The organism is Arthrobacter pasteuri, from assembly GCF_054510955.1.
Genome location: NZ_JBTNDO010000001.1, coordinates 1641124 through 1653436, shown reverse-complemented (window position 1 = coordinate 1653436; position 12313 = coordinate 1641124). Strand labels below are relative to the sequence as shown.

At 68.8% G+C, this 12313-nt stretch carries 13 protein-coding genes; 10 read left to right on the top strand and 3 right to left on the bottom strand.

The window, feature by feature from the left end; genetic code table 11:
* Positions 1-116 precede the first annotated feature (116 nt).
* The 4 genes from rpmB (at position 117) to ACX80H_RS07745 (ending at position 1416) form a co-directional block, all read left to right on the top strand.
* Entirely contained in the window at positions 117-353 is a 237-nt protein-coding gene (gene rpmB / locus ACX80H_RS07760) for a 50S ribosomal protein L28 (protein WP_043441573.1), read from the top strand.
* The gene (gene rpmG / locus ACX80H_RS07755; RefSeq protein WP_019481734.1) at positions 353-520 is read left to right on the top strand and encodes a 50S ribosomal protein L33; all 168 of its coding nucleotides are present in this window, start codon (positions 353-355) and stop codon (positions 518-520) included. The genes rpmB and rpmG overlap by 1 nt, the downstream gene beginning before the upstream one ends.
* A 2-nt stretch (positions 521-522) precedes the next feature.
* Positions 523-828 (top strand): 30S ribosomal protein S14, encoded by a 306-nt coding sequence (gene rpsN, locus ACX80H_RS07750; RefSeq protein ID WP_459312293.1) that lies wholly within the window; start codon positions 523-525, stop codon positions 826-828.
* A 285-nt stretch (positions 829-1113) separates the two neighbouring features.
* Positions 1114-1416: an ANTAR domain-containing protein gene (locus ACX80H_RS07745; RefSeq protein ID WP_459312291.1), complete on the top strand. Its 303-nt coding sequence runs from the start codon at positions 1114-1116 to the stop codon at positions 1414-1416.
* A 252-nt stretch (positions 1417-1668) separates the two neighbouring features.
* Here the strand turns inward: ACX80H_RS07745 and ACX80H_RS07740 are convergent, their stop codons facing one another.
* Entirely contained in the window at positions 1669-2025 is a 357-nt protein-coding gene (locus ACX80H_RS07740; RefSeq protein ID WP_459312290.1) for a hypothetical protein, read from the bottom strand.
* A gap of 256 nt (positions 2026-2281) precedes the next feature.
* Between ACX80H_RS07740 and ACX80H_RS07735 the strand changes: the two genes are divergently transcribed.
* The 6 genes from ACX80H_RS07735 (at position 2282) to ACX80H_RS07710 (ending at position 10868) form a co-directional block, all read left to right on the top strand.
* Positions 2282-2560 (top strand): HU family DNA-binding protein, encoded by a 279-nt coding sequence (locus ACX80H_RS07735; protein ID WP_087074140.1) that lies wholly within the window; start codon positions 2282-2284, stop codon positions 2558-2560.
* 119 nt (positions 2561-2679) lie between these two features.
* A complete protein-coding gene (locus tag ACX80H_RS07730; RefSeq protein WP_459312288.1) occupies positions 2680-4818 on the top strand; it encodes a bifunctional copper resistance protein CopD/cytochrome c oxidase assembly protein in 2139 nt (712 codons plus the stop codon).
* On the top strand, positions 4815-6797 hold the full coding sequence (locus ACX80H_RS07725; protein ID WP_459312286.1) for an NHL domain-containing thioredoxin family protein: 1983 nt from the start codon (positions 4815-4817) through the stop codon (positions 6795-6797). Before ACX80H_RS07730 ends, ACX80H_RS07725 begins: the two co-directional genes overlap by 4 nt.
* Positions 6798-6972: 175 nt before the next feature.
* Positions 6973-7809 carry an ACT domain-containing protein gene (locus tag ACX80H_RS07720; protein WP_459312284.1) on the top strand — a complete coding sequence of 279 codons (837 nt, stop codon included), beginning with the start codon at positions 6973-6975 and terminating at the stop codon, positions 7807-7809.
* A 274-nt stretch (positions 7810-8083) separates the two neighbouring features.
* Entirely contained in the window at positions 8084-9613 is a 1530-nt protein-coding gene (locus ACX80H_RS07715) for an LTA synthase family protein (RefSeq protein ID WP_459312282.1), read from the top strand.
* A 163-nt stretch (positions 9614-9776) separates the two neighbouring features.
* A complete protein-coding gene (locus ACX80H_RS07710) occupies positions 9777-10868 on the top strand; it encodes an SDR family oxidoreductase (RefSeq protein ID WP_459312280.1) in 1092 nt (363 codons plus the stop codon).
* 22 nt (positions 10869-10890) lie between these two features.
* Here the strand turns inward: ACX80H_RS07710 and ACX80H_RS07705 are convergent, their stop codons facing one another.
* Positions 10891-11874, bottom strand: coding sequence for a hypothetical protein (locus ACX80H_RS07705; RefSeq protein ID WP_459312278.1), 984 nt, complete (start codon positions 11872-11874; stop codon positions 10891-10893).
* Between the two features lie 26 nt (positions 11875-11900).
* Positions 11901-12284, bottom strand: coding sequence for a hypothetical protein (locus tag ACX80H_RS07700; protein ID WP_459312276.1), 384 nt, complete (start codon positions 12282-12284; stop codon positions 11901-11903).
* Between the last annotated feature and the right edge of the window lie 29 nt (positions 12285-12313).

Here is a 12313-nt window from a genome sequence, read left to right as displayed (position 1 = left end):
AGGATCTCACCCTGCCAGGTCAACCTCCGGAAAGCTGCAGTAATAACGGTGTCATTACTGGTGGCGGGACGCTCAACAAGTGATTCCGTCACGTTCATCTAATCTGGAGGAGAGTTATGGCAGCCCACTGCCAAGTGACCGGAGCCGAGCCCGGCTTTGGACACAGCATTTCGCACTCGCACCGCCGCAACAAGCGCCGGTTCGACCCCAACATTCAGAAGAAGCGCTACTACGTGCCTTCCCTGCGCCGCAATGTGACGCTGCAGGTCTCCGCCCGCGGCATCAAGACGATCGACGTCCGCGGCATCGACGCTGTCGTGGCGTCCATCCTCGCGAGGGGAGTGAAGCTCTAATGGCAAAGGACAAGGACGTACGTCCGATCATCAAGCTGAAGTCCACCGCTGGTACGGGCTACACCTACGTGACGCGCAAGAACCGTCGTAACGATCCGGACCGCATGGTCCTGATGAAGTACGACCCCAAGATCCGCAAGCACGTCGAATTCCGAGAGGAGCGCTAAACATGGCCAAGAAGTCAAAGATTGCTCGTAACGAGCAGCGCAAGGTCATCGTCGAGCGCTACGCGGCCAAGCGCCTCGAGCTGAAGAAGACCCTCGTCGACGAGAATGCCACCGACGATGCACGCGAAGCAGCACGCCTCGGCCTGCAGAAGCTTCCCCGCAACGCCTCGCCGGTACGCCTGCGCAACCGCGACCAGATCGATGGCCGCCCCCGCGGCACCATCCAGAAGTTCGGTATCTCGCGTATCCGCTTCCGCGACATGGCTCACAAGGGCGAACTGCCCGGCGTGACCAAGTCGAGCTGGTAACAGCCCCCGGGACACTCCCGTCCCACAGCACCACCCACCGCCTCGTGCGGTGAACAGAGAAGCCGGCAACCCTCGGGTTGCCGGCTTCTTCGTTCCTCCGCCGTAACGGGACCTGCAATCCCTCGGGCGCTGCCTGAGGAGCTCGACGGGGGAATCCGGGCCCGCAGGCCATGGCCTGGAACATCCCGGCGTCACGCGATTGTCCCTTGGTGGCACACCACGTGAGAGGGTGTCTGGAAGGGACCCTGCTGAACGGGTCACGGGTGACAACGCAAGGACCGCACCATGGGGCACGACCCGAACGACCCGGCCGATGGCGCGACGGGTCGGGACCGCCTTGCGGCGCTCGAGCAGGTATCGGAGCGGCTGCGGGAAGTAACAGAGAAGGTCGAACACCTGACCATCGCGTTGCAGAGCCGCGACGTGATCGGACAGGCAAAGGGAATCCTGATGGAACGCTACGGGCTCACCGGGGAGCAGGCTTTCGAACTTCTCACCGTGACGAGCTCGAACACCAATACGAAGCTCCTTCAGGTCGCAGTGGAACTCGTCACCACTGGACGGCTGAGCGGGACCCCCCAGCAATGACCGAGTCGGACCGGCAGTAGGACGAGACCTCTCGCAGGCGCTGCACGCTCGAACCGACGGGGCCGCCGTGACGGGTTCACCTCATCGGGATACCCCCGGGGATGCCTGCAGCAGCACGTGGATACGTACTGCACACGGCACCCCCAGGAGCACCCAAGGCTGCCCTCTGTTAAACAACCTAACTAAATTCTATGCCCGGTCGCCCGCCGGTGGGCCCCGACCGGCCGAGCCGGAAGAACAGCATCGCGGACGCTAGTTGAGGGTTGCTGCCGCGGCGCTGGTCTTGATGTCGCGGGCGGTGGCCAGCATCTCACTGGTCGTGATGCCGTGATCCGGGCCCCAGTACGCCCGGAGGCCCCTGTCGAGTTCGACCGCTATGGCCTTGGCGTCCAACCTGCCGGCGGCGGGCAGGACGTCCCGGACCGCGAAGACCAGGGCACCGGCCATGGTCTGCGGGTCGCCGGCATTCCCGCCTGTCGCAGGTGCCGTGGCGCGCCTGCCACCTGGGTTCGATGGCTCGGGCGAGGACGAGGTGCCGGCGGTACCGGGATGTCCTCCTCGGAGGAGTGTGGTGCCGGGCTGGTCCGGTTCGGGGGCAGGAAGATTCACGGGCAACTCCACGAATGACCGCTTGATGGCCGTCTGCTAGACCGCGGTCCATGGAGCCTAGTGCGAACCACCCCGGAAAAAAACAAGCAGGATTAGCATCGCCGGTCAGGGGGCGATCCTCGAAATGATCGCGTTTAAGCCGAAAAGCCGCGTAAACACGCGGGGCGGGGCGTCCAAGCTGATAGGTTTTCGGACAGAGGCTTTCCGTATACCGTGGGAAGCTCGTTCAGAAGAGTGACGTCCAGGAGGACCTAAATTGGCTAAAAACCGTAGTGAACTTGTTGCCGAGGTAGCAGCGAAGGCTGACACCAGCCAGGCGTCAGTCAACAGCGTCCTCGACGCGCTGTTCGACGTCTTCGCCGAGTCGATCGCCAAGGACGAGAAGATCACCATCCCCGGGTGGCTCGCCGTCGAGCGCACCAGCCGTGCAGCCCGCACCGGACGGAACCCCCAGACCGGCGAGACCATCCAGATCGCCGCCGGGCACAGCGTCAAGCTGACCGCCGGTTCGAAGCTCAAGGCTTCCGCCAAGTAGTCCATCACGTACTACGTGCCACGAAGGACCGCTGCCGGAATGGCAGCGGTCCTTCGTCGTTCCGTGCTGTCGTGCTGGGGGCCCCGGGGATTAGCCCTATTTTCTACTCCGGGTAGAGAATGGTGTATGTGTCCACAACAGCGAAAAACCCGCGCCAGACGCGCACCGGCGCCTCTCCGGACCGCGCCATCGGCACCGGCTGGCTGATCCTCGCGGGCGTCGTCGTCTTCGCAGCCCTCGTCGTGGCCCTGTTCTACACGGGAGCGGCCGCCGCACGGCAGCTCGGCGACCCGGGCGCCCTGACGAGGTGGGGCCTGCCCGTCGCCAAGGTGCTCAACAACACCGCGGCCGCCGCCACCATCGGCGCCCTCGTCTTCGCGGTGGTCCTGCTGCCACGGAAGGTCGGCGGCGCCGGCCGGAAGCCGAAGGACGGTGCGGCGGAGCACCCCGCTTTCGCCCGTGCGCTGCTCCTGGCCTCCGTCTCGGCCGTCGCCTGGACGCTGGGGGCGCTCGGCGTCATGGTCTTCACCTATTCCGACGCCGCGGGCCTGCCGCTGAGCACGGACCCCGCGTACACGCAGGGGCTCGCCGCCTTCCTCACCGACTTCTCCACGGGGCGCGCGTGGCTGGTGACCTCCATCGTCTCCGCCGTCCTCGCCACGATCCTCTTCGGCGTCCGGTCGCAGACCGCCCTGGCGCTGACCCTGGTGCTTGCGCTCCTCAACCTCCTGCCCATGGCGCTGATCGGCCATTCCGCGAGCGGGGACGACCACAACGCCGCCGTGAACTCGATCGCCCTGCACCTCGTCGGAGTCTGCCTGTGGATGGGCGGGATCATCGCCCTGGCCGTGGTCAGCGGCACGCTGGGCGGACAGACCCTGCCGGTCCTCAAGCGCTTTTCGGCCCTCGCGGGATTCGCCTTCGTCCTCGTGGTGGGCTCCGGCGTGGTGAACGCCAGCCTCCGCATCACCGACCTCGCGCAGCTCAGCTCCTCGTGGGGACTGCTGGTCACCTTCAAGACCATCGCGACGCTGCTCCTCGGCGGTATCGGCTGGATGCACCGGCAGTGGATCATCCCGCAGCTCGAGGCGTCCTCCGGCAGTGCCGCGTCGAAGCTGTCCGCGCGTCGCGTGCTGTGGCAGCTCGTCGCCGTCGAACTGGTCATCATGGGGGCCGTCTCCGGTGTGGCCGGCGCCCTCGGACGGACCGCTCCGCCGCGCGCGGAGGAGCTCCCCACCGAGGCCGGCCCGGCCCGCATCCTGTCGGGCTACGACCTCCCTCCGGAGCCGACCGCGGTCCGCTGGCTGACCGAATGGCGGCCGGACTGGCTGTGGATCACGGTCGCGCTGACGCTGGCCGTCGCCTACATCCTGGGCATGGTGAAGCTGCACGGGCGTGGGGACTCGTGGTCCGTGCCCCGGCTCCTCAGCTGGCTCGTGGGCCTGGCGCTGCTGACCTACTTCACGTCCGGCGCGCCGGCCATCTACGGCATGGTGCTCTTCAGCGCCCACATGATCGATCACATGGCGCTCACCATGGTGGTGCCGCTGTTCCTGGTGCTCGGTGCGCCCGTGACCCTCGCGCTCAAGGCGCTCGGCGCCCGCCGGGACGGTACGCGGGGGATCCGGGAATGGATCCTCGTGATCGTGCACTCCCGGCCGTCGAGGATCATCACGCACCCGCTGTTCGCCGCCGGCAACTTCGTGGCCTCCATCATCGTCTTCTACTACTCCCCGCTGTTCGGCTTCGCCCTGCGCGAGCACGTCGGCCACGAGCTGATGATCACGCACTTCCTCCTCACGGGCTACGTCTTCGTGCTCTCGATGATCGGATCGGACCCCGTTCCGCTTCGCGCACCCTACCCCCTGCGGATCCTGCTCCTCTTCGCGACCATGGCGTTCCATGCCTTCTTCGGTGTGACGCTGATGGGGTCGACGTCGCTGCTCCAGGCGTCCTGGTTCGGCAACATGGGCCGCGATTGGGGCGCCTCGGCCCTCGCCGACCAGCAGGTGGGCGGCGCGGTGACCTGGGGAGTCGGCGAGATCCCGACCCTCCTCCTCGCGATCGGCGTGGCCATCATGTGGTCGCGCTCGGACGCCCGGGAGACCAAGCGCAAGGACCGGGCGGCGGACAGGAATAACGACGCCGATCTCGAGGCTTACAACAACATGTTCGCCGACCTCGCCGCACGCGACGTCGGACCCCGTCCGGGAGCACAGCCCGCGGCGCGTGCCACCACAGCAGGAGACGATGAATGACCGAGACCACCGTGCGCACCGGCTACCGCGTGCGCGGCTCAGAGCTGACCGGCCGTAACTGGCTCAACACCGGCGGCAGGCAGCTGCAACTCGAGGATCTCCGGGGGAAGATCGTGATCCTCGATTTCTGGACGTTCTGCTGCATCAACTGCCTGCACGTCCTCGACGAGCTGCGGCCCCTCGAGGAGCAGTACTCGGACGTGCTCGTGACGGTCGGGGTGCATTCCCCGAAATTCGAGCACGAGGCGGATCCCGTGGCCCTCGCAGCCGCCGTCGAGCGCTACGACATCCACCACCCCGTCCTCGACGATCCCGAGCTGACCACCTGGCAGGCCTACACGGCGCGGGCCTGGCCGACGCTCGTGGTCATCGACCCCGAGGGCTACATCGTGGCGCACCTCTCCGGCGAGGGGCATGCCGGCGGCCTGACCTCCCTCGTGGAGGAGCTCGTCGCCGAGCACGAGGCCAAGGGCACGCTGCACCGGGGGAACGGCCCGTACGTGCCGGCCGAGAGCACCGCGGGCGACCTCAAGTTCCCGGGCAAGCTGCTCGCCCTGCCCGCCACCGGCACCTTCCTCGCCGGTGATACGGGCCACCACCGGCTCGTCGAGCTCGAGGCGGACCTCGTCACCGTGCGCCGCACCATCGGCTCCGGCACGAAGGGCTTCCGCGACGGACGTGCCGACGAGGCGCAGTTCAACGAGCCCCAGGGCGTGGCCCTCCTGCCGGCTGAACTGGCCTCCGAGGTCGGGTACGACGTCGTCGTGGCAGACTCCGTCAACCACCGCCTGCGCGGCGTGACCCTCGCCACGGGCGAGGTGCGCACCCTCGCCGGCAACGGGACCCAGCGCCTGCTCGACGCCGGGAACCACACGAAGACGGGACGGCAGGAGAACGCCTTCGAGGTCGGCGCCGCGAGCGAGACCCCGCGCCTTGAGGAGACGCAGCTCGGCACGGACGCGCTGAACGTCTCGCTGTCCTCCCCGTGGGACGTGCTGTACTCGTCGGTGCTGGACCGCGTGGTCATCGCCATGGCCGGCACCCACCAGATCTTCAGCTACGACGCCCGCACCTCCGCCGTCGAGGTCCTGGCGGGCACCGGCCTCGAGGGACTGCTCGACGGCGACGCCTCCGAGGCGTGGTTCGCCCAGTCCTCCGGCCTCGCGGAGGGCACGGACGGCACGGTCTGGATCGCCGATTCCGAGACCTCGTCGGTGCGCTTCCTCACCTTTGCCGAGGAGGACGGACGCAGCACGGTACAGGTGCGGACAGCCGTCGGAACAGGACTCTTCGACTTCGGCTTCCGTGACGGCGACGCGGACCAGGCGCGTCTCCAGCACCCGCTGGGCGTCACCGCGCTCCCGGACGGCTCCATCGCCATCGCCGACACCTACAACGGTGCCGTACGCCGCTACGACCCGGCCACCCGCCAGGTGTCCACGCTGCTGCGCGGCCTCTCCGAACCGTCCGACGTGCTCGTGGACATGACGCCCGTGGCCGAGGGCGGGGATCCGCTGCTCATCGTCGTCGAGACCAACCGGCACCAGCTGGTCCGGGTACCCCTGCCCAAGGAGGCGCTCGCCGTCGACGAGGGCGCGTCCCAGACGCAGCGGCCCAAGACCCCGATGTCCGCAGGTCCCGTGGCCCTGACCGTGCGCTTCACCGCCCCCAAGGGGCAGAAGCTCGACGACCGCTGGGGCGACCCCACGCAGCTGAAGATCAGCGCGTCGCCTGAATCCCTCCTGGTGTCCGGTGGCGGCACGTCGACCGGCCTGACGCGAGAGCTCGTGCTCGCGCCCGGGGCAGGCGACGGCGTCCTGCACATCACGGCGCGGGCCGCTTCCTGCGACGGCGAGCCGGGCGGCGAGATCCCCGACCACGCCGCGTGCCACCTGTACCAGCAGGACTGGGGGATCCCCGTCTCCGTGACCGCCGACGGCGACACCAACCTGACCCTGGACCTGCGCGGACTCGACTGACCTCTCGGGGAACGGAGGGCATCCGCCGGGTGCCCTCCGTTCCGCGCGTCCCGGCGCCACCCGGTCCGGACTACCGGGCGGTGATCGGAGGACTGCTCAGGGCGCCGGCGTCAAGTTCTTGGTCGTGGAACCCGCCCGCAACGTCCTCGAAACGGGCGCTTCGGACAGTGGAGTCATGACACGCTCCGCCGGTTCCACTGGTTCTACTGCAGCCTCCCTCCGATGCGACTCCTGCGGGCAGCTGCCCGAGCCCGGGAAGGTCCGGCTGACCCTCGCCAACGTCGCCGTGATGCTTCCCATCGAACTGGCCGTCCACGCCGCGGTGGTCCGGACGGACCTGGCCTATCCGCTCAAGGTCCTCCTCCTCGCCCTCACCGCGACCGCCCTCGTGATCTGGGTGGCGGAGCCCTCCGTGATGCGCTTCCTCCGGGCCTGGCTGCACGCGCCGGCCCTCAGGCAGCGCAGGCGCCTGGACACGGGGATGGACCTGTGGCGGGCACGCGTGCTGGTCGAGGACACCCCGGGAGCCCTGGAACGCATCTCCCACCAGCTCGCACGGCGCGGCGTCAACATCCTGTCACTCCATATCCACCCAGGGGCACGCTCCAGTGTCGACGAATTCGTCCTCGCCGTACCCGCCGGTGTCAGGGAGCAGGACCTCGTCCGGGCCCTGACGATCGGTGGCGGCACGTCCGTCCGGGTATGGCCGTCCACCGCCCTGGCCCTCGCCGACGGGCAGACCAAGGCGCTCGCGCTGGCCTGCCGCGTGGTGCAGGACCCCTCGGAGCTGCGCTACGCCGTCGCGGAGCTCCTCGTTGCAGACCCGGTGGCGGCGCCGCCCGTCGTCCGGTCCTTCATCGAGGGGAGCGAACTCCTCAAGATCCCCTCGCCGGTCGGTGAGCCGATGGTGTTCACCCGGGCGGGGGAGCCGTTCACGGCCGCCGAGTCCGCGCGGGCCCATCGGCTCGCCGAGCTCGCTGCCCTGGCGACGTACTCCGCCGGCCGCCCCTGAGGCGTCCGCGCCGCTGCTGGTCCCTTCCGGGGGTGCGGGGCCGCCGCGCCGGGTGTCCGGACCCGTGGCTCAGGTCGGCCCGGACGGGGCCGCCGCGCCGGGTGTGCAAACTCGCCGTATACAACTCCTTGCGCGGGGGTGAACGGCTGTTGAACGGGTGGCGTAACGGTACTAGTCTTCGATCGGCCCGAGAACGGGTCGGACGTCAGGGTGTTCGGCGAGGACGCGGGCATCCGGAACGCGAGGTGCTGCCATGTCTGGCCGGATTCTTCACGTGACCCGACGGGTCGGCGTCGTCCTGGGGCACGTCCTGGTCTACGTCCTGATCTGGGCAGGGCTCGTCCTGCTCATCGCCGCCGCAGGCATCCGTTTCTACTGGGGCACGATCTCCGTCAGCCAGATGCTCATGAATCTCGTCTCCGTGGAGACCGACGGCGGAGGCGGATCCATCGTCTGGGTCGGCATCCTGGGGGTCGGTGTGGCGCCCGTCCTCATCACCGTCGGGATCGCCCTGTGGCGGCACTCCCGGCGGCGAGGGCATCGCCGGGTCGGCGACGATCCTGGTCCTCGTCGCCCGCAGTGGATCACGCGCCTCGTCTCGACCGCCGTGGTGGCCGCGGTGGTCGTCGGCGGTGCCACGGCCTTCTCCACCACGGTGGGCATGGGGGACTACATCCGGGCGGCGAACTCCGACTACGACCTCGGGGACTACTACGTGGAACCGACCGTCACCAGCGACGCGGACGAGCGCAACCTGGTCCTGATCTACCTCGAGTCCGGCGAGGCCACCCTCGAGGACGACCAGCTCTTCGAGAAGGACGCGTTCGCCCCGCTCAAGGAGGTCACCCGGGCAGCCGACGGCTGGCAGAGCGTGGAGGATCTCCAGCAGTACCAGGGAGGCGGCTGGACCATGGCGGGCCTCGTCGGGACGCAGTGCGGCGTCCCGCTGAAGGCTGGAGGCTCCGCAGCCGGCAGCGCCCCCAGCAACGACCTCGGCGGTGACACCGAAACCTACCTGGGCGGGTTGACGTGCCTGGGCGATGTCCTGGAGGAGCACGGATATGAGAGTGTCTTCCTGGGCGGTGCCAACGCCTCCTTCGCCGCGAAGGAGACCTTCCTGAGGACCCATGGCTACTCCGAGGTGAAGGACCTCTCCGACTGGCGCGCCGCGGGTGAGCCGGAGGAGAACTTCCGCAGCGACTGGGGCCTGAGCGATGAACGCCTGATGTCCCACGCCAGGGACGAGATCGACCGGCTGCACGCCGAGGCGGAGCGGACCGGCGAGCCGTTCAACCTGACTCTGCTAACGCTGGACACGCACGAGCCGGTGCACGTCTACGACTACTGCGACGTGGACACCCAGAACGTGGTCACCTCCGTGTTCTCCTGCTCGATGACGCAGGTGGCCGGATTCGTGGACTACCTGAAGGAGAAGGGCTACCTCGAGGACACCGCCGTGGTGATCACGGGCGACCACCTCAAGCTGATGAGCGCCGGCAACGCGTTCCACGAGCAGCTGGACGACCACGGGAACCGCACCGTCTTCAACCGGATCTGGGTGCCCGGCGGGGCGGCCCCGCTGCGCCCCCGGGTCGACCAGCTGAACATGTATCCGACGATCCTGGAGGCGGCAGGCCTAACCCTGCAGGATCATGAGGCCGGGCTGGGCGTGTCCGCCTTCGCCCCGGACATCCCGGCCGGTTCGGCCCAGGCATTGAAGCCGGACCTCTACGCCGAACTGCTGGGTGCGAGTTCACCGCGGTTCTATACGGCGGCCTGGGCGGGCGGGGCGGTGCCGCAGTAGCGCTGAGATGTGCCCAGGCAGTCCTGCTGCTCCGGCCGCTGGAATATCCTGCAGGCCGGCCGGCTTGTCGACTCCGGGGCCCGTAACGGGCTGGAAGGCCGCGCGCAGTGTCCGGACCCGCGGAGGCGGGCACGGGCGGCGGCACGACGAGAGGGAGCGAAGGATGACGGCAGGAACCGCAACAGCACCGGACGGACAGCGGACGGCACTCGTTGTAGGAGCGACGGGTATCGCCGGGTCGGCGCTGGTCGAGAGGCTCACCGCGGAAGGCTGGCCCGTGCTGGCGCTGTCCCGCACACCCGGAGCCGAGCGCGACGGCGTGCGCCGGCTGTCGGCGGACCTGACTTCGGCCGCGTCCCTGGCAGCCGTCCTCGAGGCGGAGAATCCCACGCACGTCTTCTTCACGGCATGGTCGCGGCGCGACACCGAGGAGGAGAACATCACGGTCAACGCCGGCATGGTGCGTGACCTGCTCGCCGCCCTCCGCGGCAAGGACGTGGCGCACGTGGCCCTCATGACGGGCCTCAAGCACTACCTCGGACCCTTCGAGGCCTACGCAGCCGGGGAGATGGCGGACACGCCCTTCCATGAGGAGGAGCCGCGCCTGCCGGTGCGGAACTTCTACTACGCGCAGGAGGACGAGCTGTTCGCGGCGGCGGCGGAGCAGGGTTTCACCTGGTCCGTGCACCGCTCCCACACGGTGATCGGCCATGCGGTGGGCAACGCCATGAACATGGGACTCACGCTGGCGGTCCAGGCGACCCTCTGCCGCGAGTCGGGCGAGCCGTTCGTCTTCCCGGGCTCGGAGACGCAGTGGAGCGGGCTGACCGACATGACCGACGCGGGCCTCCTCGCCGAGCACATGCTCTGGGCGTCGACGACCCCCGGTGCGGCCGACGAGGCCTTCAACATCGTCAACGGTGACGTGTTCCGGTGGCGCTGGATGTGGCCGAGGCTCGCCGCCTACTTCGGCGTCGAGTGGGAGGGTTATGCCGGCGCGCCGCGGCCGCTCGAGCTGGCCATGGCCGGACGCGAGGACCAGTGGGCGGAGCTCGCGCAGCTCCACGGGCTCGCCGAACCGCGGCTGGACCGCGTAGCCTCCTGGTGGCACACGGACGGCGATCTGGGCCGGGACATCGAGGTGGTGACCGACATGGGTAAGAGCAGGGACGCGGGCTTCACCGGATACCGACGGACTCTCGACGCCTTCCTCGCGCTCTTCGAACGCTACCGCGCGGAGAACCTCATCCCCTGACCGGCGTGTCGGCCCGGGACGGCTAGTAGCGGACCACGGGTGTGACCGTGACCGTGTCCTCGGTCACCAGGAGGTCCGCCTCGAATTCGAAGGGGACGGACTCCGACACGTCCCGGACGGCGCCGGAGAAGAAGTCACGCAGCCGGGTGTCGATGCGGGCGGACCCTCGAAGCGGGGCAAGCGACCACTCGCCGTTGTTCTGCGTGATCGTCGCGGACGGATACTCCTCGATGGACCAGGCGATGCCGCCGGCCAGCCGCTCGTTCGTCAGGTAGTAGAACGGGCAGTTGGTCGGCTGGAAGACGGTCTGGCCGGCGCAGTCGTCGAGGAACGTGTGCAGCTGGTCATTGACCGCCTGGACGAGCTCCGGCGTCGCCTCGGTGGCGAGGGTCAGCGCAGGAGGGGGCGGCTCCCGGCTCGTGACCGCCGTGTGCTGCACGGGAGCGGAGAAGTATTTCCCCTCGTAGGTCGCGTCGACGACGGCGGGGTAGAAGGACGCCAGCGCGGCCCTGCCGTCGGGCAGTCCGACGTCGACGCCGTTCACCGCGGCCTCGACGCTGTTCAGGGCCGACACCTCGACCGTGGGCAGGACGGTGTGCTCGAACCGCCACACATTGAAGAAGCCCCACTCCGTGCCCGTCCGCTGGAGTGGGAAGACCGTGGTCGTCTCCGCTCCGTCGACGCTGTAGGTGACCGGGACCTCGACCCGGTCACCGTCCGTCGTCCGGGCATCGCCGACCTCGACGTCCCCGAGGGACGCCGACGCCCGGCGCAGGGCCTCGCCGTCGAGCAGGGTGGGGTTGGAGCCCTCCGGAACGGAGGCGTTGAGCAGGCCCAGGGCCTTGCCGCCGTCGCCCTGCCGCAGGGCCTCGAGGTACAGGCCCACCTGGTGTTCCGGGCTGTAGAGCCGTCCGTTGAGGAGGACCACGGTCGCGACGAAACCCGCGCCGACGAGCATGAGGCCGAGCAGCCATGCCGCGAGGACCTTCACTACGGGGGTATGCACCTCTCAACGGTACCGGCTGTGCCCGTTCAGCCGGGCAGGAAGCCCAGCAGCACCCCTCCGATGAAGCACGCGAGTCCTACGACGGCGAGGAGGCGGGTGCCCCGATAGGGCTCCTCCAGCGACCAGTGGCCGGGAGTGCGGGCGGAATAGAAGATGATCACGTCCTGCCCGGGGGCCAAGGGTGGAGGGACAGGGTTTCCCCGCCGCCCCTGCGCGCAGCTCGACCACAGTGCCTCCACGATGCGGTAGCGGTGGTCGTGCCAGCGCAGGTAGGGATGCCCCTCGTGCTCGAAGGTGATCGCCTGGGTCCGGGTCCATGAGCCGTACACCAGCCTGATCACGAGGGCGGCGATGAGCAGCCCCAGCCCCAGCACCGTGAGGGCGGAACTCACGATCTCGATCACCATCATCGGACGGCGCCCCCGGCTGTCGGGTAGCA

What these genes read in the sequence shown, in the direction of transcription:
- rpmB (WP_043441573.1), top strand. Translation starts at nt 117, where the DNA reads ATGGCAGCCCACTGCCAAGTGACCGGAGCCGAGCCCGGCTTTGGACAC.
- rpmG (WP_019481734.1), top strand. Translation starts at nt 353, where the DNA reads ATGGCAAAGGACAAGGACGTACGTCCGATCATCAAGCTGAAGTCCACC.
- rpsN (WP_459312293.1), top strand. Translation starts at nt 523, where the DNA reads ATGGCCAAGAAGTCAAAGATTGCTCGTAACGAGCAGCGCAAGGTCATC.
- ACX80H_RS07745 (WP_459312291.1), top strand. Translation starts at nt 1,114, where the DNA reads ATGGGGCACGACCCGAACGACCCGGCCGATGGCGCGACGGGTCGGGAC.
- ACX80H_RS07730 (WP_459312288.1), top strand. Translation starts at nt 2,680, where the DNA reads ATGGTGTATGTGTCCACAACAGCGAAAAACCCGCGCCAGACGCGCACC.
- ACX80H_RS07725 (WP_459312286.1), top strand. Translation starts at nt 4,815, where the DNA reads ATGACCGAGACCACCGTGCGCACCGGCTACCGCGTGCGCGGCTCAGAG.
- ACX80H_RS07720 (WP_459312284.1), top strand. Translation starts at nt 6,973, where the DNA reads ATGACACGCTCCGCCGGTTCCACTGGTTCTACTGCAGCCTCCCTCCGA.
- ACX80H_RS07710 (WP_459312280.1), top strand. Translation starts at nt 9,777, where the DNA reads ATGACGGCAGGAACCGCAACAGCACCGGACGGACAGCGGACGGCACTC.
- ACX80H_RS07700 (WP_459312276.1), bottom strand. Translation starts at nt 12,284, where the DNA reads ATGATGGTGATCGAGATCGTGAGTTCCGCCCTCACGGTGCTGGGGCTG.